Annotated in this window: 14 protein-coding genes; 6 read left to right on the top strand and 8 right to left on the bottom strand. The window is 69.3% G+C overall.

Annotated elements, in window-relative coordinates:
* Positions 1–5: 5 nt before the first annotated feature.
* From ACFWN2_RS08075 to ACFWN2_RS08085, 3 genes are read left to right on the top strand one after another with little or no spacing between them, the layout of a single operon-like run.
* The gene (locus ACFWN2_RS08075) at positions 6–1,286 is read left to right on the top strand and encodes an ABC transporter substrate-binding protein (RefSeq protein WP_382425759.1); all 1,281 of its coding nucleotides are present in this window, start codon (positions 6–8) and stop codon (positions 1,284–1,286) included.
* Positions 1,283–2,578, top strand: coding sequence for an ABC transporter permease subunit (locus ACFWN2_RS08080; protein WP_382425760.1), 1,296 nt, complete (start codon positions 1,283–1,285; stop codon positions 2,576–2,578). Before ACFWN2_RS08075 ends, ACFWN2_RS08080 begins: the two co-directional genes overlap by 4 nt.
* Positions 2,575–3,480: a carbohydrate ABC transporter permease gene (locus ACFWN2_RS08085; RefSeq protein WP_382425762.1), complete on the top strand. Its 906-nt coding sequence runs from the start codon at positions 2,575–2,577 to the stop codon at positions 3,478–3,480. Before ACFWN2_RS08080 ends, ACFWN2_RS08085 begins: the two co-directional genes overlap by 4 nt.
* Here the strand turns inward: ACFWN2_RS08085 and ACFWN2_RS08090 are convergent.
* The 7 genes from ACFWN2_RS08090 to ACFWN2_RS08120 form a co-directional block, all read right to left on the bottom strand.
* Complete coding sequence (locus ACFWN2_RS08090) at positions 3,470–4,213, bottom strand: DinB family protein (protein WP_382425764.1); 744 nt, start codon at positions 4,211–4,213, stop codon at positions 3,470–3,472. The two genes, ACFWN2_RS08085 and ACFWN2_RS08090, sit on opposite strands and share 11 nt — an antisense overlap.
* 66 nt (positions 4,214–4,279) lie before the next feature.
* Positions 4,280–5,683 carry a type VII secretion-associated serine protease mycosin gene (gene mycP / locus ACFWN2_RS08095; protein ID WP_382425765.1) on the bottom strand — a complete coding sequence of 468 codons (1,404 nt, stop codon included), beginning with the start codon at positions 5,681–5,683 and terminating at the stop codon, positions 4,280–4,282.
* A 90-nt stretch (positions 5,684–5,773) separates the two neighbouring features.
* Positions 5,774–6,733 (bottom strand): PfkB family carbohydrate kinase, encoded by a 960-nt coding sequence (locus tag ACFWN2_RS08100; protein WP_382425767.1) that lies wholly within the window; start codon positions 6,731–6,733, stop codon positions 5,774–5,776.
* Positions 6,726–8,102, bottom strand: coding sequence for a purine-cytosine permease family protein (locus ACFWN2_RS08105; RefSeq protein ID WP_382425769.1), 1,377 nt, complete (start codon positions 8,100–8,102; stop codon positions 6,726–6,728). The genes ACFWN2_RS08100 and ACFWN2_RS08105 overlap by 8 nt, the downstream gene beginning before the upstream one ends.
* Before the next feature lie 37 nt (positions 8,103–8,139).
* Positions 8,140–9,135: an ADP-ribosylglycohydrolase family protein gene (locus ACFWN2_RS08110; RefSeq protein ID WP_382425770.1), complete on the bottom strand. Its 996-nt coding sequence runs from the start codon at positions 9,133–9,135 to the stop codon at positions 8,140–8,142.
* A gap of 4 nt (positions 9,136–9,139) precedes the next feature.
* Positions 9,140–9,874: a GntR family transcriptional regulator gene (locus ACFWN2_RS08115; protein WP_382425771.1), complete on the bottom strand. Its 735-nt coding sequence runs from the start codon at positions 9,872–9,874 to the stop codon at positions 9,140–9,142.
* Between the two features lie 51 nt (positions 9,875–9,925).
* Entirely contained in the window at positions 9,926–10,918 is a 993-nt protein-coding gene (locus tag ACFWN2_RS08120) for an ABC transporter substrate-binding protein (RefSeq protein WP_382425773.1), read from the bottom strand.
* 352 nt (positions 10,919–11,270) lie between these two features.
* Here ACFWN2_RS08120 and ACFWN2_RS08125 point away from each other — a divergent pair, with 352 nt between their 5' ends.
* Entirely contained in the window at positions 11,271–13,091 is a 1,821-nt protein-coding gene (locus ACFWN2_RS08125) for a LamG-like jellyroll fold domain-containing protein (RefSeq protein WP_382425775.1), read from the top strand.
* A 282-nt stretch (positions 13,092–13,373) separates the two neighbouring features.
* Positions 13,374–13,982: a hypothetical protein gene (locus ACFWN2_RS08130; protein WP_382425776.1), complete on the top strand. Its 609-nt coding sequence runs from the start codon at positions 13,374–13,376 to the stop codon at positions 13,980–13,982.
* Between the two features lie 63 nt (positions 13,983–14,045).
* Here ACFWN2_RS08130 and ACFWN2_RS08135 read toward each other — a convergent pair whose 3' ends face one another.
* A complete protein-coding gene (locus ACFWN2_RS08135) occupies positions 14,046–16,319 on the bottom strand; it encodes a M4 family metallopeptidase (RefSeq protein WP_382425778.1) in 2,274 nt (757 codons plus the stop codon).
* Between the two features lie 321 nt (positions 16,320–16,640).
* On the opposite strand from ACFWN2_RS08135, the gene ACFWN2_RS08140 reads away from it, so the two are divergent.
* The gene (locus tag ACFWN2_RS08140) at positions 16,641–19,037 is read left to right on the top strand and encodes a glycoside hydrolase family 32 protein (RefSeq protein ID WP_382425779.1); all 2,397 of its coding nucleotides are present in this window, start codon (positions 16,641–16,643) and stop codon (positions 19,035–19,037) included.
* Positions 19,038–19,142 lie beyond the last annotated feature (105 nt).

Here is a 19,142-nt window from a genome sequence, read left to right on the forward strand (position 1 = left end):
CTTCAATGGGGAAGCAATGGATCGCGCTGCTCGCACTGACCGCCGCCGCGTGCTCCGGAGGCGCGGCGGGAACCGGGACTTCCGAGGACCTCAAGGGCCAGACCGTCGAGGTCGTCGGGCCGTGGACCGGCGACGAGCAGAAGGCCTTCGAGCAGGTGCTCAAGGTGTTCACGGACAAGACGGGCGCCGAGGTCAAGTACACACCCGCCGGTGACGAGCTGCCGACGGTCGTGCAGACGAGAATCTCGGGTGGCACACCACCGAACGTGGCTCTGATCGCGCAACCGGGTCTCGTCGCGCAGTTCGCCAAGGCCGGTGCCCTGAAGCCGGTCGACGCCGATGTCGAGAAGGCCGTCACCGACCACAACGCGGCGGTGTGGAAGCAGCTCGGCAGCGTCGACGGCAAGCTCTACGGCTTCACCTTCAAGACCGCCAACAAGTCCGCGTTCTGGTACAGCGAGAAGGCCTTCCAGCAGGTCGGCGCCACGCCGCCCGCGACGTGGGACGACCTGATCAAGGTCAGCAAGACGATCTCCGAGACCGGACTCGCACCCGTGTCGGTCGGCGGAGCGGACGGCTGGACGCTCACCGACTGGTTCGAGAACGTCTACCTGCGCACCGCGGGCCCCGACAACTACGACAAGCTCGCGAAGCACGAGATCCCGTGGACCGATCCGACCGTGCGCAAGGCGCTGGAGGAGCTGGCGAAGCTCTGGGGCGACCCGACGCTGATCGCGGGCGGCGCGTTGCAGACCGAGTTCCCGAAGTCCGTGATCAACGTCTTCGGCGAGCCCTCCAGCGCCGCGATGGTGTTCGAGGCGGACTTCGTCGCGAGCATCATCACGACCAACACCAAGGCGAAGGTCGGCCAGGACGCGAAGTTCTTCCCGTTCCCGTCGGTCGCGGGCAGCAAGGACGCCGTCGTCGCCGGCGGTGACATGGCCGTGCAGTTCAAGGACGACAAGGCGACCACCGAGCTGATGAAGTACCTGGCCTCGCCGGAGTCCGGCAAGGTGTGGGCCGAGCTCGGCGGGTTCCTCTCGCCCAACAAGGACATCCCGGAGACCGCCTACCCCGACGCCGTGACGCAGGACCTCGCGCAGCGGATCGTCGACGCCGGTGACAACGTCCGGTTCGACATGTCCGACCTCGCGCCGGCCGCGTTCGGCGGCACGAAGGGCGCGGGGGAGTGGAAGGACCTGCAGGACTTCCTGGCCGACCCGAAGAACGTCGACGGGATCATGGCGCGCCTGGAGGCCAACGCGGCGAAGGCCTACGGCAAATGAGGCTTCGGTCGAACGTGGACGCCGCGCCGGGGCGCTCGCCCCGGCAGGCGATCCCGTTCCTGCTCCCCGCACTGGTGGTCCTCGCGGCACTGGTGCTGTACCCGCTGGTGTTCTCGCTGATCCGCAGCTTCTTCGACGCCTCGGGTGAGAAGTTCGTCGGCCTGAGCAACTACGTCGAGACGTTCACCGACCCGCGCACGCTCATCGCCTTCCGCAACAACGTGATCTGGGTGGTGGTCGCCCCGGCGGCCGTCACCGGCATCGGCCTGATCCTCGCCGTGCTGACCGAACGCATCCGGTGGGCCACGGCGTTCCGGCTCGTGCTGTTCATGCCCATGGCGATCTCGTTGTTCGCCTCCGGCATCATCTTCCGGCTCGTGTACGAGGAGGCGCCGAACCAGGGCGTCGTGAACGCGGCACTGGTCGGCGTGCACGACATGTTCAGCCCGGCCTCGCAGTACCCCGGCGCGCGACCCCGTGACGGTTACGCCGCAACGGAAGCGGGCTTCACCGCGATCAGGCCGTCGAAGGCGGGCGACACGATCTCGTTGCCGCTCATCGGATATCCACCGCAGGACGTGCCGCCGCAGGCGCTTCCGGCCTCGCCGCCGACCGCCGGCACGGGCGAGCTGCGGGGCGTGCTGTGGCTCGACGTGTCGATCGGGGGCAGGGCCGGCACGGTCGACCCGACCGAACGCGGCCTGCCGGGCGTCGCGGTGGAAGCCGTGCGGGACGGGCAGGTCGTCGCGCGCACCACGACCGGCGACGACGGCAGGTTCACCTTCCCCGACCTCGGCGCCGCCGACGTCACCGTGCGGCTGCCTCCCGAGAACTTCGCGCTGCCGTTCCGCGGCCTGACGTGGCTCGGGCCGTCGTTCATCACCCCGGTGATCATCTCGTCGTGGATCTGGATCATGACCGGCTTCGCGATCACGTTCATCGCCGCGGGTCTGTCGGCGATCCCGCGTGACGCGCTGGAGGCCGCGCGGGTCGACGGCGCGACGGAGTGGCAGGTGTTCAAGCGCGTCACCGTCCCGTTGCTCTCGCCGGTGCTGCTGGTGGTGTTCGTGACACTCGTGATCAACGTGCTGAAGATCTTCGAGCTGGTGTTCGTCATCGCGCCGGGCTCGGTGCAGTCCGAGGCCAACGTGCTGGCCCTGCAGATGTGGCAGGTGTCCTTCGGCACCGGTGGCGACCAGGGGGCCGGCAGCGCGCTGGCCGTGATCCTGTTCCTGCTGGTGGCGCCCGCGATGCTGTTCAACATCCGCCGATTCCGACGGGAGCGGTCGTGACTGCTGTAGCCGACGAGGTTCGCATCGACGTGCCGGTCTCCGGCACGCCCAGGCGTGGCTTCCTGACGCGGCTGGTGTCGAGGCTCGGCAACGGGTTCGTGCAGGTCGTGCTCGCCCTGGTGGCGGTGTTCTGGCTCGTTCCGGTGTTCGGCCTGCTGATCGCGTCGTTGCGCGACGAGTCGGCGAACACCGCGAGCGGCTGGTGGACGGTGTTCACCAAACCCGCCGAGCTGACGCTGACCAACTACGCCGAGCTCGTGGCGAACAAGGCGGTGTGGCAGTCGTTCCTCAACACCTTCTACATCGCCGTGCCCGCAACGGTTCTGGTCGTGGTGATGGCGTCGCTGGCGTCGTACGCGTTGGCGTGGATCGAGTTCCCGGGCCGCGAGGCGCTGACGGTAGTCGTGGTCGGGCTGCTCGTCATGCCGATCCAGGTGGCGTTGATCCCGGTGGCGAAGCTGTTCGGCGCGCTGGGGCTGTTCGGCACGATCACCGGCGTGGTGCTGTTCCACGTCGCGTTCGGCCTGCCGTTCGCCATCTTCCTGCTGCGCAACTTCTTCACCGGCATCCCGCGCGACCTGATCGAGGCCGCGCGGATGGACGGCGCCACGGAGTGGGTGATCTTCAAGCGGGTGATCCTGCCGGTGGCCAAACCGGCGATCGCCTCCCTGACGATCTTCCAGTTCCTGTGGGTGTGGAACGACCTGCTGGTGGCGCTGGTGTTCGCGGACCAGGACTCGGCGCCGATCACGGTGGCGCTGCGGGCGCAGCTGCGGCAGTTCGGCACCAACATCGACATGCTGTCGACCGGCGCGTTCCTGTCGATGGTCGTGCCGCTCGGGGTGTTCCTGGTGTTCCAGAAGTACTTCGTGCAGGGGGTGCTGGCCGGGTCTACGAAATAGCGTCGAGGTCGCGGGTGGCGTAGCGCAGGTGCTCCCACCCCTCCTCGAGGATCGTGTGCAGGCACGACAGAGTGGACTCCTGGTGCTGCGGGGCCCAGGGGTTGGTCCGGGGGACGGCCAGGTCGGCGTCGGTCACCGTCGCGAGGAACTCGCCGACCATCGCCACCCGGCTCTCCCACGCCTGGAGCACGTCGGCGTAGGGCTGGGTGCCCATGACGAAGACGGACATGTCGTGGCCGTCGCCGCCGTACTGGGAGTGGGGGATCCCGAGCCGGTGGTACGGCTGCTCCAGCCCCAGGACCGCCCGGCCGAGCCAGGTGTCCGTGGCCATGACCAGGTGCCGGACCGTCTGGGCGAACGTCCACTCGCCGCCCACCGAGACGTCCGGTGTGCCCGGCGGCATCGCCGCCACCCGGTCCAGCGCCGCGGCCCAGGCCGCCTCCAGCTTCGCCCACGCCCCGCGCAGCCCGTCCGCGTCCTGCGCGCGGCTGTCGGCGCGACCGGGGAAGCGCCTGTTGAGCTCGGCCTCGACGAACGGCACGACGTCGACCCCGTTGACGAGCAGCGTGCTCCTGCCGTCGAGCAGCCACGGCGCGTCGATGTCCGTGCCGGCGACGTCGACCGCTCGCATCACCACGTCGGAGAGGTCGGCGCCCCGGAACCGGGCGCCGAGCAGGCTCACGTTCGTGAACGTGGCACCGCGCAGGTCGTCGGTGCGGGTGAAGTCAGGCATGGGGACCAGCCTGCCAGTTGCGGCCTGTACCGGTCCCGGGAACGGGGAACACCGAGCCGGCCTCGCTCACCGGCGGCGGCGGTTGATCGCGTTCCGGACGACCAGCGTCAGCACCAGCAGCCCGAAACCGATGCCGATGCCGCTCAACGCCACGACGATCGGCGGCCGGTCGAGGCCCGGCGGCGGGGTGACGGTCGTGCGGATGTCCCTGGGGCGTGGGCTCGGGAAGCCGGCGGACTCGGCGGGCAGCACCGCGGTCAGTGCGGCCCCCGGGTTCACCATGCCGAAGCCGATCCGGTGGTCCCTTCCGGAGACGTTGCCGGGGTGCAGAGCGGTGGCCTTGAGCCGGTCCATCACCTGGCGCGCCGTGAGGTCCGGGAACCGCTCGCGCACCAGTGCGGTGATGCCCGCGACGTACGGGGCCGCGAAGCTCGTCCCCTGGATCTTGCTCACGCCGTCGGCCTTCACGTTCGCGTTGGTCAGGCCGGTGCCCTTGGGGTCGACGGAGATGATCTCCTCACCCGGCGCCGCGATGCTGACCCACGGGCCCCAGACGCTGAAGCCCGACACCTCGCCGGACTGTGCGATCGACGCCACGGACAGCACGTCGTCGGCGAACCACGCGGGCGACGAGACCGAGTTGACGGTCGCCGGGTCGAGGTTGTTGTTCTGCAACGGACAGCCGGCCTTGGCGTCGAGGTTGCCCGCCGCGGTCACGACGACGGCGTCCTTGACGTCGACCGCGTACCGGATCGCGGCCTGCAGCGCCCGGTCGTCCGCGCTGAAGTCCTTGGGGGTGCCGCAGTTCGTCAGGGAGATGTTGACGACCCCGGCGCCCTGGTCCGCGGCGCGCACGACGGCCTGCGCGAGCGTCGAGACCTTGCCCGCGGACGTCCGCTTCGGCCTGGTGGCGTCGCCCTTGAACTCGAAGCGGTCGCTGGTCTGGCGGATCGCGAGGATCGTCGCTCCCGGTGCGGCGCCGACGAAGTCGCCCTCGGTCCTGGCCGCCGCCGCGACGCCCGCCACCTCGGTGCCGTGGCCGTCGCAGTCGTCCGCGCCGTTCTTGTTGCCGTGGACGTACTCACCGCTGGGCACGACCCGGTCGCCGAAGCGCGGGTTGCGCGGGTCGACGCCCGTGTCGATGATCGCGATCTTGACGCCCTTGCCGGTCGCGAACCGGTGCGCCTGCTCCAGGTTCAGGTGGACCTGGCCCCAGGGCATGTGCTCGATCAGCTCGCTCTTGGTGTCGGACTCGACGCAGCCCTTGCCGGTGGGCTCGTACGGCACGTCCGGCGCGCCCGTGTCCCGCGGCGGCTGGGTGCCGGGCGGCAACGGCGGCGGCACCGAGTTCGGCTGGACCGCGGACGACGACGGCTGTGCGGAGGCCGGTGGAAGCGCTCCTGTCAGCAGCAGCAAGGCGGTAGTCGCCGTTGCCGCGGCACGGCGGAACCCCGTGGTATCGATCTTCACCTGTGACCCCCCGGTTCACCACCGACCCCCCGATCGGTGCTGACCGGAGTCCACCACAGGAGGGCCCGGGACCGCAAAAATTGTTGTGCCTCAACCTGAAGCGGACTTCAGGTGGTCGGTGTCGCGGAGGAACGCGTCCAGTTCGGAGGTCGTCGGTCCGGTGGCAGGACCGGACCTGGTGACGGCGATGGCCGCGGCGGCGTTGGCCCGTCGCGCGGCCTCGACCGGCGTCAGACCGGCCGCGAGTGCCGAGGCCAGCACCCCGGCGTGCGCGTCGCCGGCGCCGTTGGTGTCGACGGCGTACACCGGGAAACCCGGTACCCGCACCGGTTCCGGTCCGATCGGCGTGCCGGCGAGCCAGCAGCCCACCGCGCCGTCGCGGACCACGACGAACCCGTTGGAGCGGAGGCCCCGCACGAGAGCGGCGGCGGCGTCGGCCGGATCCTCGGCGCCGGTCATGATCGTTGCTTCCCGCGCGTTGGCGGTGAGGACGTCGGTGCGGGCCAGCACCGCGTCGAGCAGCGCCGGGTCGAGGTCACCGACCAGGGGCGACGGGTCGGTGATCACCCTGGTGCCGGCGGGCAGGCCGGGCAGCCAGCCGGACAGCGCCGCCGCGTTGACCGGGTGGGCCAGGCTGTAGCCGGAGACGTGGACCAGGTCGTGCTCGGTGACCGGCACGCGGTCCAGGTTCTCCTGCGTCAGCCTGCCCTCCGCGCCGACGGTCGTGACGAACGTGCGCTCGGCGGTCTTGTCGACGAGGGCGACGCAGTAGCCGCTGTCGACGTCTTCGAGTCCTGTTTGGACTATCTCCGCGCCGCTCCCGGCCAGTGCGGCGCGCACGATGTCGCCCATCGGCCCGGTGCCGTACTGCCCGGCGAACACGACCGGCAGGCCGGTTCGCCGGGCGGCGGCGAGGGTGTTGAGGCCGCCGCCCGCGATCATCCGCGAGCTCGTCGCGATGATGTCGCCACCCGGCTCCGGGATGCGGTCGACGGTCATCACGATGTCGACGATCACGTTGCCGGTCGAGATCAGCCGCGCGTCAGTCACGGGCACCGCCCAGGGCGAAGTAGCCCGCCGCCGCGACGACGAACGTGACGATCCAGCCGATCGAGCTGAACCCGTTGGCGAGCAACACGTAGCCGACGACGAGGGCGACGGCCCAGGCCGAGGTCGCGCGCCACTCCACACCGCCGCGGTACCAGTAGGCGCCGTTGCGGGTCATGTCGAGCAGGCCCGCCGGGTCGTAGTGGCGGCGCTTGACCATGTCGACCAGGAAGACGCCGAGCCACGCCGTGATCGGGATCGCCAGCAGCGCGATGAACGAGATGAACGGGCCGTAGAAGTTCTCGGCCACCAGCATGAAGTAGATCGCGCCGAGGAACGTGACGGTCACGTCCAGCGCGACCGCGTACACCCGCGGTACCCGCACGCCCAGGGTGAGCGTCGTCAGCCCGGCCGAGTAGACCGACAGGTGGTTCGACAGCAGCAGGCCGCCGAACGCCGCGATCAGGTACGGCACGGCCATCCACGACGGCAGCAGCTCGCGGATCGCGGCGACGGGGTCCGACGCGGAGGCCAGCGAGTCGTCTCCCGCCGTGAGCAGCGCGCCGAGACCGATCAGCAGCACCAGTGGGATGCCGGCACCGGCCGCGCTCGCACTGATCAGGCGGCCCGCCCGGACACTGGTCTTCTGGTAGCGGGCCATGTCCGCGCCCGCGTTGGCCCAGCCGATGCCCGTGCCGCCCGCGATCACGCCGATTCCGGCCAGCACGGCGGTGAACGGGCCCGCGGGCATCGCCGCGACGGCATTCCAGTCCACAGTGGCCACGAGCACGACGCCCACGACGACGTTCAGAGCGCCGAAGATCCACGTCGCCCACTTCTGGATGACCAGGATCGCCGCGTGGCCGAGTCCGGACACCAGAAGCGTGCACAGCTCGAACACGAGGATCGCGACGATCGTGAGCACCGGCACCGTCTTCGCGTCCGTCGCCGTGCCGAACGCGATGGTGAACAGCGACAGCAGCACGAACGCGCCGGTGGTGGTGTTGACCGTCTCCCAGCCGAGCCGTGACGCCAGGGCGACCAGCGTCGGGCCCGCGTTGCCACGGGTGCCGAAGACCGCGCGGGACAACGTCATGCTCGGTGCCCCGCCGCGCCGTCCGGCCACCGACACGACACCGACCACCGCGAACGAGCCCGCCGCGCCGACCGCGGCCACGACGAGCGCCTGCCAGATGTTGAGGAACTGGAACGCGACGAGCGTGGCGCCCAGCGGCAGGCCGAGGATGGAGATGTTGGCCGCGAACCACACCCAGAACAGCTGCAGGGGGTTGCCGTTGCGGTCGGCGGTGGGCACGGGTTCGATGCCGCGCTGTTCGACGGCGCTGAGCGCGCCGCGGGTGGTGGTGGACATGGCTGTCTCCAGACGACGGTGGTGGAAACGCTCGGCTCTACGGCCTTTCTCGGAGGACGAGCAACTTGCTGACGAGCGGGGCGAGGTCGAGGTCGTTGACCTTCTCGACGGTGGTGATCGCGGCGGCGGGCCAGGCCGAGCCGCCGTGCGTCGCGCCGAGGACCGCACCCGCCATGGCGGCGATGGTGTCGGTGTCTCCACCGAGGCTCGCGGCCTGGCAGAGCGCGTCCCACGGGTCCTCGGCCAGCGCCGCCAGTGCGAGTGCGGCGACCACGGACTCCTGCGCGGCCACGGACGTGCCGACGACGTCGATCAACGCGTTCTCACGCGCGGCGGAGTCGAGGGACGCCAGGTAGGGGAGCGCCCAGCGCAGGCGGGCGGCGATCGAGCCACCTGCCACCCAGTGCCCGCGTCGTCCGCCCTCGTCGGCCGCGGCGATGGCGACCTCGACGGCCTCCGACAGGCTCGCCCCACCTACACCCGCGCTCACCGCGGCGCCCACGGCAGCCGCTGCGGCGATGCCGATGCCCGTGTTGTGCGTGGGCGCGCTGGTGCGCGCGACGACGTCCACAAAGGACTTCAAGTCTGTTGCGCCGACGGCTATTCCGACCGGGGTGATGCGCATGGCGGCACCGTTCGTGGCACCGGTCTTGCCCGCCTCGCCGGCCGGCACGCCGTCCTCCAGCCGGGCCAGCGCCGCCTTCGTGGACGGGCCGAGCAGGTCGAGCGACCCGCGTTCGCGCATCCGGTCTTCCCACTCCAGCAATCGCTTCGCCAGCACCACGGGATCAACGACACCGTCGCCCTCGACCAGCAGTTCGGCGAGCAGCACGGCCTGCTCGGTGTCGTCGGTGATCGCCCCGGCGGACATCCCGGCGGCGATGCGCTGCCGCGGTCCGGCGTCGACGAGCCCGGTGATGGGCCCGTGGTCGGCGAGGATCTCGGCGCGGGACATCGACTGGGTCGGCATGCCCAGCGCGTCCCCCAGTGCCAGCCCGCGGAAGGCGGCCAGCGCGCGGTCGGAGGTGCTCATCGGCTCAGCCCCCGAAGCTCACGTGCAGGCGGAACCGCGCGGGGTCGAGCCAGCTCACGACCTTCTCGACGAAGTTCCCGTCCGCGTCGCGCGCGATGCGGGTCGTGTGCAGGAACATCTCGCCCGGCTCCCGGCCGAGCAGCCGCGCGTCCTCCTCGCCGAGCGCGGCGACCGCGATCCACTGGTCTCCGCGAGCGGGCACCAGCCCGGCGGCCGTCATCGTCTCGGACAGCGAGTCGTCGGTGAGCCCGTCCTCGGGAACCCGCGCGACCGCGCCGACGGCGGGCACCCGGCTGCGTTCCAGCGACACGGCGGTGCCGTCGCCGATGAGCCTGCGGATCCGGTCCAGCGCCAGGAACTCCATGGCGCCCGCGCCTACCGTGGCCGCCAGGTCGGGATCGACCACGCGTTCCATCCGGACGACCTCGGCGCGGGTGTGGATGCCGGTCATCGCGAGCGCGAGCCCCCAGCTGGGCGACTCGTCGAGCTGCCGTCCGTCGAAGGTGACGAACGACCCGACGCCGGTCTGCGTCTCGATCAGGTTGTCCCGCGCGAGGCCCTCCAGCGCGCCGCGGATGGTGCTGCGGCTGACGGAGAACCGCCGGGCCAGCTCGTTCTCGCCCGGCAGCAGCGACCCGGCCGGGTGCTCGCCCGATCTGATCGCCTCGCGCAGCCGTTCAGCGACCTCCTGCCGCTTGAGCGACGATCGAACGCGAGCGGCACCGGCCTCGTTGTCCATACAGCGAACGTACCTGTCTGGTACCTGTACGGTCAACGGTTCCTGTTGGTTCTAGCCCCTGACCAGCATCGGCTCGACGTCGAGGTCGGTCTGCAGGAGCCCGTACGTCTTCATCAACGTGGCGACCCGCTGGAGTCGGGTGGCGTCGAGCGAGGTCGGGAACAGGCCGAGGTTCACGAGCTTGGAGGTGTCCCGGTCCACGCCGGCGTACTCCGGCAGAAGCCCCTGGACGGTGGCGCGGTCCGAGGCGTCGCGCTGTCCCTTGGCCATCGCGCGCTGGAACGCCGCGACCGTCTTCGGGTTCTCCTGCGCGAACTTGCCGGTCGTGCCGTAGCCCGCGATGGGAATGCCGCTGGTGGGTCCCGAAGCCGCGTCGAGGATCGCGATCTGCCCCGAGTTGCGCTGCGCCCTGGTGATGAACGGCTCGCTCATGAACCCGGCGTCGACGATGTTCCGCTCGATCGCCGCCTCCATGTCGGGCATCGGCATTTCCTTGAGCGTGATCTTCTTCGGATCGATTCCGTTGGCTTCGAGCACGGCTTTCGTGGTGAGTTCGGAGATGTTGTTGAACGTGTTGATGGCGACGGTCTTGCCGACCAGATCCGTGAGCGTCCTGATTGTTCCGTTCCCCTTGACGAGGATCAGGAACATTCCCGGCTTCGCCTGGTAGCCGTCGGAGATCAGCTTGATGCCGCCCACGTTCTTCGCGGTCTCCTTGGACTGCGCGGCGATGAACGAGACCCAGTTGCCGAAGGTGATGTCCAGGCTGCCCTGGATCAGTCCGGGGATCGCGGCGGCGCCGCCCTGCACCACGACGGTCTCGACTTCGAGGCCCTCCTGCCTGAAGTACCCGTTCTTCGTCGCGATGTGCAGGGGCGCCACGTCCACGACCGGCAGCACGCCCACTCTGATCGTGATCTTCTCGACCTGGGGCGACGAGGACGTCGCGAGCGGTTGTTCGCCGCTGACGAGTCCGCAACCGGACGCCGCCGCGAGCACGGCGACAGCGGACAGGAAACCTGCGATCCGGCGCCTACCAGACATGTGACTTTCTCCCGTGAAATGGAATAGGTGCTCTGTTCGGGTATTCGGGCAGGTCGAAATGGCGCAATGACCTTCGTCAATCGACGTGATGGTCATTGCTGTGTTGAAGATTTATTTCGTGTTTTGCTGGCCATCTTTGCACGAGAGTCAATGCGGCTGATCGGTGCGAATTGAGTGCCAGTTCTTCCGTTCAGTGGAACCAGTCTTGTCGCGCGGTCGGCCGCTCTGGTAACCGCGAAGTGAGAGAGCGCTCCCAAGACTTCAGACGGCGTGCAGCGGTTGTTCAACGTCCAGCCCGGCTGGAATTGGCAGGCTGTTCGCGCACCGCCAGCCGTCAGGGGAGCAGGACGAGATGACAGAGAACTCCACGGGGCCCGCGCTCGGCCGCCGCACGCTGCTGCAGGCCGCCTTCGCGGCACCGGTCGTGGGCGCGCTGGCCGGCACGCCCGCTGCGGAGGCCGCACCGGCGAGCAAGGACGACGCTCGGTTCACGATCGCCGTGCTGCCCGACACGCAGTACCTGCTGGACGAGGGCGGCTCGGACCCCGAGCCCGTGCGGGAAGCGTTGCGGTCCCTCGCGAAACGGCGCCGCGAAGCCAACATCGTCTTCATGGCCCACCTCGGCGACGTGACGGAGCACGGCACCGAGCGCGAGATGAAGCTCGCCGACTCGGTCTTCGGCGCCATCGGCGACCAGGTGCCCTACAGCGTGCTGGCCGGCAACCACGACGTGTCGGGCGACGACCAGCGCGGCCCCACGCCGTACTCGCGCACGTTCGGCCCTGACCGGTTCGCGCGCATGAAGACGTTCGGCGGCTTCGCACCCGACGGCTACAACAGCTACCACGTCATCACCGCGGGCGGCCGCCGCTGGCTGCTGCTGGCGCTGGACTGGCGCGTGTCGGACAAGGGAGTCCAGTGGGCGCAGAAGGTCCTCGACGAGAACCGCACGCTCCCCACGATCCTCACCACCCACGACCTCGTCGGGAACTCGCCGGAAGCCGCGTTGTCCGCGCACGGCGAGCACCTGTGGAACAACCTGATCCGCCGCAACGACCAGATCTTCCTCGCGCTCAACGGCCACTACTGGCCGTCCGGCCGCGTCACGCTCACCAACGACCTCGGCAACCCGGTGCACCTGCACATCACCAACTACCAGGAGCGCTACTACGGCGGCGCGGGCATGGTCCGCTTCTACTCGTTCGACCTGAACCGGAACGTGATCGACGTCGAGACCTTCTCGCCGTGGCTGCTGACCCGCCGGGACACCCTCCCGGAGGCCGAGACGGCCGAGCTCAGCGGTGAGCTCGACAGGTTCTCGGTCGAGATCGACTTCCGCAAGCGCTTCGCCGGCTTCTCGCCGCCCGCGCTGCCCGCCTCCCGCCCCGCCCGCGCCGTTCTGGTCCGCGGCACCGCCGCGTACTGGCGTTTCGACAAGGAGGGCCTTCCTGCCGCGGCGGCCGGTTCCGTGGCGCCAGGCGCCGTCGCGCGCGACCTGACCGGCAACGGCAACGACCTCACCGTCCAGCACCTGCACGCGAGCGCGCCCGACGTCCTGACGTGGTCGGCCGACCACCACGACGCCCAGCCCGCCCACGCCAGCCTCGCCTTCGCCGGCGGCAAGGGCCCCGACCGCGGCGCCATTCTGCGCACCTCCGCGAACGCCCCGCTCAACAGCATGAAGTTCGAGTCCGGCTACACCATCGAGACGTTCCTCAAGCTCCCCAGCCCGTTCACCGGCGACCACGCCTTCATGGGCGTGCTGAGCTGGGAGGGCCGCGCGGGCGACGCCGGCAAGCACAGCGGCTGGTCCGACGACGAACCGATGTGCAGCCTCAACGTCTCCGGCGAACGCTTCCTCCAGTTCGTCGTCTACCCGGTCCCGGTGGACGCCGACCCCACGTCCTGGAGCCACGCGATCCCGATCGGCCGATGGACCCACGTCGCCGTCGTCAACGATGGCCGCCGCACCACCATGTACGTCGACGGCGCGAAGATCGCCCGCAACGCCGCCGAGGAGTCGCGCGGCATCACCACGCAGGGCCGGCCGTTCGTCCTCGGTGCCACGCAGTTCGCGACGCGCTACGGCCAGGGCTTCTACGGCTCTCTCGGCGACACCCGGATCGTGGCCAGGGCACTGCGGCCCAGCGAGTTCCTCACCGGCCGCGCCTGACGACGGCTTCCCGCCGGGAGCGGCTCTCCGCGGCCGTTCTCGGCGGGGTGTGCACGTTTCGTAGTCGAATCCACCTGACGGGTGTTGCCCGGCCCGCGACGAACGCGCCTGGGCCGCGTGCCGGCGCCCACCACAAGCGACTGTCCACAGTAGACGTCGCCGTAGTTGGGGTGAACGTGCCTCCCCGGTCGAGGGGAGAAGGTTTCTTTGATTCCGAACATCGTCGATTCTGGAGGTGCAGGCGACACCACGACATCAGTGTGAAAACGAGGAGGATTCGCAGTGCGCACCACCGGCCGGATCTCGATCATCACCTGTCTCGCGGCACTTCTCAGTCTCACCGCACCACCCGCTCAGGCGGCGCCACAGGCGCCCGCCGCGGTCGCGCTACCCGCTGTGGGTGCCGTGGTCACGTTGAAGCTCTCGGCTCCCGGAACCGAGATCAAGATCGGCGCGAAGAGCGTCAAGGTCGACCTGAGCGGAGACGTCGTGCTCCGCGTCGTCGCCGGCGACGCGGACCCGCTCAAGGCCGTGCGGCTGCGCGTCCTCGACCTGAACCTCGCGGGCAAGCTGCCCAAGGGTGACGTGACCATCCGGCCGATCGGGTACGACGTCGCGGCGGCGGGGGAGCTGCGCCTCAACGTCGGTGTTCCGCCGACGCTGAACCACTCGCTCGTGCTGGGCTTCAGGATCGTCGTGAACCAGCCGGAGATCAGCCCCAAGCCGATCGAACTGTCCTCGAAGGACGTGGCCAGGCTGGCCGGCAAGCTGAAGACCTTCCCGCCGCTGGGTGATCTGCACCAGCTGCAGGACCCGGTCGACCTGATCGACGACGCGAAGCCGAGCGTCACGGCCGGCGTGATCGCGAAGCTCGGCCTCAAGGTCGGCTGACTGAGAACCCGAACGGCCAGGGCCCGGCGTGCGCGTCGGGCCCTGGCCGCGTTGGGAGGTACGTCAGCTCAAGGTCACCGCCGTGTCGTCGATGACGAAGGACGTCTGCAGCGAGGCGTCCTCCACGCCGGTGAACTTGACGGTCACCGTCTGCCCCGCGAACGAGGACACGTCGAACGTCCTGAGCACGTAGCCCGATGCCGCGTTCACGTTCGAGAGCGTGGTGAGGGTGGTGCTGCCCGCGGTGACGGTCAGCTTGTCGTAGACGGTGCTGCCGGTCTCACGGGTGTCGATGTGGACGTAGAACGTCAGGGACGCCTTGCAGCCGGCGGGGATCGCGACCGACTGGGACAGCGAGTCGGTGCGCGAGGAGCCGTAGCCGTTCAGCCACGACGACCAGGTGCCGGTGCGGGCCGGTTCGCCGTCGGAGCCGTGCTGGCCGATGACGCCCGAGGTGGCGGTCCACGAGGTGGCGCCGGACTCGAAGCCGGGGTTCGCGAGCTTCTGGCCAGAGCAGTTGCCGCCGCTGGTGCCGATGGTCCAGCTGAACGACGCGGTGCCGCTCTTGTTCGCGCTGTCGGTGGCGGTCACCGTGACGTTCGAGGTGGCCGCGGTGGTCGGAGTGCCGGAGATGGTGCCGTTGCCGGAGTTGATGGACAGGCCGGCGGGCAGGCCGGTGGCGGACCAGGTGTAGGGGGCGGTGCCGCCGCTCGCGGACAGCGGCAGTGACACGGCGGTGCCGATCGTGCCGGACTGGTTGCCGGGGTTGCTGATCGTCACGGTGCCGGTGGCGCTGCACGTCGGGTCGGCGGACTGGGCGGGCACGCTGATCGCGTCCCAGGCGGCCTTGACGGTGTTGAACTCCGCGCAGCTGCCGGGGTAGAGGTTCTTCGCGGCCGTCAGCGTCCAGGTCCGGTACTTGAGGTAGGAGCTGCTGGAGGTCTTGAGCAGCATGGCGTTGTAGAAGATCTTGATGGCCTTCTCGACGCCGAGGCCGGTGATCGTGGTGTTGTTGCAGGTGGTGCTGGTGGGCTGGCCGTTGGACGGGTTCGTGCCCTGCGAGAGCAGGTAGAACCAGTGGTTGCCGGGGCCGGCGGCCGCGTGGACCTCCGTGTTCGGGATGGAGCTCGAGTAGCAGTTCGCGTGGTTGAGCGCGGACGGGTTGTACATGTTGCGGATCGGGCCGCGGCCCACGAGGTTGATCGTCTCGCCGACGAGGAAGTCGGGGGTGTCGTAGGGCGACGGCTCGTTCGCGAACCACTCGGTGGTGGCGCCGAAGACGTCCGCGACGAACTCCTGGGTTCCGGCGCCGGAGATGCCGCCCGGCGTGTGGTCGTCGATGCCGTGGCCGAGCTCGTGCGCGACGACGTCGATCGAGCCGATCCACTGGCCCGCGGAGTTCTTGCCGATCTGGACCTGGCTGCCGTCGTAGTAGGCGTTCTGGTCGTTCAGGCCGACGCGCATCGGCCAGCCGCCGCCGTTGCCGTCGAAACCGTTGCGGCCGAGCCACTGCGAGAGCATCTTCGACTCGGTCTGCGCGGCGAAGAGCACGTCGACGCAGCCGGTCTCGCGGTTGGTCTGGGTGCCGTTGCCCCACGTGTCGGTGGACTTGGTGAACGTGGTGTTGTTCGCCGCGTCCTGGCAGCTGACGTTGGTGAGGTTCGGGTCCTTCAGCGAGAACGTCGAACCGGACTGCGTGGTGGCGATGGTGACGGGGTTCGGGCCGTTCCAGCCGCTGGTGCCGGTGCCGTGCATCACGCGTTCCTGCTTGCGCAGCACCTTGCCGGTGGCGGCGTCGACGACCACGTCGAGCTTGCTCGGGCCCTCGGCGTCGCGGCCGGTGACCGTGACCTTCCACGCGAGCGCGGGAGCGGAGTCGAGCGCGTACACGACCTGCTCTGCCGCGCCCACGCCGTCCACAGTGGACATCGTGGTGCGCGCGGTGCTCTCGGCCTGCGCCTTGGTGACGGAAGGCGTGGTGCTCACCAGGTCGATCGTCCTGTCCTGGCTGACGGAGGTCTGCAGGACCTGGCCGGTCGAGTTCGTGACGACGACGAAGTCGCCACCCACGACCGGGATTCCCTTGTAGGTGCGGTCGTACGGGACGTACTTCAGGCCGTTCGTCGACGAGATGACGGCGTGTCGCACGAACGCGTCGTTCGATCCGGCGTGCAGCTGGGCCGGACGGCTCGCGACGAGGCTCGCGGCCGCGTCCACGGCCAGTGCCTCTGCGGTCTGGGACGGTTGGGCGGCGGCGGTCTGCGCGCCGGTCTGGGTGAGGACGGCTGCGACCAGTGAACCTGCCGCGGCCAGCACGAGTGTGCGTCTCGCTTGCATTTTTCTCCTCGTTGCAGGGCGAACAGACCGGCCCTCGGTTGCAGGGGGAGCCGGGTTGTCCGTCGAGGTGAATGTGGTGGCGGAGCAGGGAAAGGATGAGTTCCCGGGCAGTGGTTAACAAGAACTAACTTATTCACACCAACAATTCATGCGCATTTGTAGGACTTGCTGTCGCGCATTCCTTTGTAAGGCGTGATGTTCGATTTGCCCCGAGAAGTCTGAGGCGGTGGCATGGGAACGCTCTCACCCGGAGAGCGGTTGTGAGCCGCCCGCGCTCTGCGCCAAGGTGGCGGCTGACAACGTTGTCCGGGAGGTCGCGCCATGCGTCGAGTCCGTGCCCTGTTGGTCCTGCTGTCGATCACCGCAGCCGTGCTCGTGCCTTCCACACCGGCCGTCGCCGGGGACGCTCCCAGCTATCCGGAGTTCCCGTATCCGGCGACGACCTACCAGGAACCGTTCCGGGGGCAGTTCCACTTCAGCTCGCAGTCCGGGTGGATGAACGACCCCAACGGGCTGGTGTTCGCCAACGGCCTCTACCACTTCTTCTACCAGCACAACCCGCACGGGCTCGAATGGGACACCATGCACTGGGGTCACGCCACGAGCCCTGATCTCGTGCACTGGACGCAGAAGCCGATCGCGCTGGAACCGGGCGTGCACCCCGGCACGCTGTTCTCCGGTGGTGGTGTCGTCGACAAGGCCAACACCTCGGGCCTCAAGACCGGTGCGCTGGACCCGATCGTCGTCTTCTCGAACACCAACGGTGTCAGCGTCTTCTGCAGCAACGACAACGGACGCAGCTTCCAGGCGTACGACGGCGGGCGCAAGCAGATCGAGATCGCGGAGGAGAGCCGCGATCCCAACGTGGTGTGGGACGCCGACCGGCGGCAGTGGGTCATGGTCGTCTGGTCCAACCGGGGCGGCAACGGTGCTGACATCTACACCTCGCCCGACCTGCTGCGGTGGACGTTCGCCAGCCGGTACGCCGCGGACTGGCTCTTCGAGTGCCCTGACCTGTTCGTGCTGCCGCTGGACGGCAGGCCGCAGTGGGTGCTCACGTCGGCGACCGGCGAGTACGTGGTCGGCACGTTCGACGGCAGGACGTTCCGCACCGACCGGCCGCAGCCGAAGAAGATGAACCTCGGCACCACCTACGCGGGCGGCACCTTCTACGCCGCCGAGACGTTCGACAACGCGCCCGACGGCAGCGTGGTGCAGATGGCTTGGCAGGGCGGAAATCGCGGGAACTCCTGGACGGGCAACGCCACGTTCCCCGTGGCGCTGGGACTGGTCGGTTCGCCGGACGGACCGAAGGTGACCAGGACACCCGTGAGCGGCCTCGACTCGTTGCGCGCGGACACCCGCACCTGGCGCAACGCCACGGTGACCGGCACGAACAACCTGTTCTCCGGAATCCTCGCCGACACCTACGAGATCACCGCGCGGTTCGACCTGCGCGGCGCCACCGCACGGGAGTTCGGCTTCGCGTTGCACAGCCGTTCCGACGGCACCGCGGACAGGACGGTCACCTACGACCGGGCAGCGGGCACGTTGTACGGCAAACCGTTCCAGGCCAGCGGTGACGAGGTCAGCGTGCGGTTGCTGGTCGACCGCGGCCAGCTGGAGATCTTCAGCGGTGACGGGCTGTTCTCGTTGGCGGACAACGTGAACTTCGACTCCGCCGCCGTCAGCCAGGGCATCAGGCTGTTCGCCACCGGCGGGCAGGTGCGGCTGAAGGACGCGAAGTTCACGCGGCTCAGCACCAGCTGGGGCACGGCGCAGTCCACACTGGACAGCACGCTCGCCGGACCCTTGCACTCCACGGCGGGGTCGTGGACCGACGTCGCCGGCGGCAAGCAGGGACAGGCGAACGGCGACTCGTTCTACCTGAGCGCGAGCACCGCCGGCGACGCGATCTACCAGGGTGATCTGCGGCTGGACACGGCGCAGGCGGCGGGGCTGACGTTCCGGGCCGGTGCCGACGGTGCCGGCTACACCGCCAACATCGACGCCGGCGGGGTGGTGAAGCTGTGGCGGCCGGGTCATGACATCGCCTCGTTCGCCACGCCGATCACCCGAGGGCAGACCTATCACCTCAAGGTGCAGACGACCGGGTCCCGCATCCAGGTATGGCTCAACCACGGCACTTCGCCGATCATCGACGCCACCGACACCGCGTACCCGTCCGGGCGGTTCGGCGCGAACGTCTATCGCGGTGCGGCCACCGTGCAGAACCTGAACACCGGTCCTGGTGGGTTCGTCGGGTTCACGTCCGGTCCGTGGACGGCCACCGGTGGCACGTGGACCACGACGCCGGACTCGTTGCGGGCCAACGCTTCCGGAGACGCGTTCTACCTCAGCGATCGCGTCGCCGGGGACCTCGTTTACGAAGGGGATCTGTCGGTCGTCAACGGGGTGGCGGCGGGGCTGACGTTCCGGGCCGGTGCCGATGGTGCCGGTTATACGGCGAACATCGATGCCGGTGGGGTGGTGAAGCTGTGGCGGCCGGGGCGTGACATCGCTGTGCATTCCACGCCTATCGTGCAGGGGCGCACGTACCACCTGAAGGTGCAGGCGACCGGGGCGCGGATCCAGGTGTGGCTCGATCGTGGCGCTTCGCCGGTCATCGACGCGGTCGACACGGCCTATGGTCAGGGGAGGGTGGGGCTCAACGTGTACGGCGGGACCGCGGCTGTGCAACGCCTCAGTCTCAGTTGAACACGTTGCGTGGAGTGCGCCCGGACCGCCCGACGAGAGAACGGGGTTTCATCAAGGTGATGCCCGACCTGGAGCCGGTTCCCGACCGTTCGTGGACCGGGGGAG

Source organism: Lentzea sp. NPDC058436 (assembly GCF_042721515.1).
Classification (GTDB): Bacteria; Actinomycetota; Actinomycetes; order Mycobacteriales; family Pseudonocardiaceae; genus Lentzea.

Bases quoted from the DNA above. Each gene is read 5' to 3' on its own strand.
- ACFWN2_RS08140 (WP_382425779.1), top strand. From the start codon at position 16,641: ATGCGTCGAGTCCGTGCCCTGTTGGTCCTGCTGTCGATCACCGCAGCC.
- ACFWN2_RS08115 (WP_382425771.1), bottom strand. From the start codon at position 9,874: ATGGACAACGAGGCCGGTGCCGCTCGCGTTCGATCGTCGCTCAAGCGG.
- ACFWN2_RS08075 (WP_382425759.1), top strand. From the start codon at position 6: ATGGGGAAGCAATGGATCGCGCTGCTCGCACTGACCGCCGCCGCGTGC.
- ACFWN2_RS08120 (WP_382425773.1), bottom strand. From the start codon at position 10,918: ATGTCTGGTAGGCGCCGGATCGCAGGTTTCCTGTCCGCTGTCGCCGTG.
- ACFWN2_RS08090 (WP_382425764.1), bottom strand. From the start codon at position 4,213: ATGCCTGACTTCACCCGCACCGACGACCTGCGCGGTGCCACGTTCACG.
- ACFWN2_RS08110 (WP_382425770.1), bottom strand. From the start codon at position 9,135: ATGAGCACCTCCGACCGCGCGCTGGCCGCCTTCCGCGGGCTGGCACTG.
- ACFWN2_RS08105 (WP_382425769.1), bottom strand. From the start codon at position 8,102: ATGTCCACCACCACCCGCGGCGCGCTCAGCGCCGTCGAACAGCGCGGC.
- ACFWN2_RS08125 (WP_382425775.1), top strand. From the start codon at position 11,271: ATGACAGAGAACTCCACGGGGCCCGCGCTCGGCCGCCGCACGCTGCTG.
- ACFWN2_RS08080 (WP_382425760.1), top strand. From the start codon at position 1,283: ATGAGGCTTCGGTCGAACGTGGACGCCGCGCCGGGGCGCTCGCCCCGG.
- ACFWN2_RS08135 (WP_382425778.1), bottom strand. From the start codon at position 16,319: ATGCAAGCGAGACGCACACTCGTGCTGGCCGCGGCAGGTTCACTGGTC.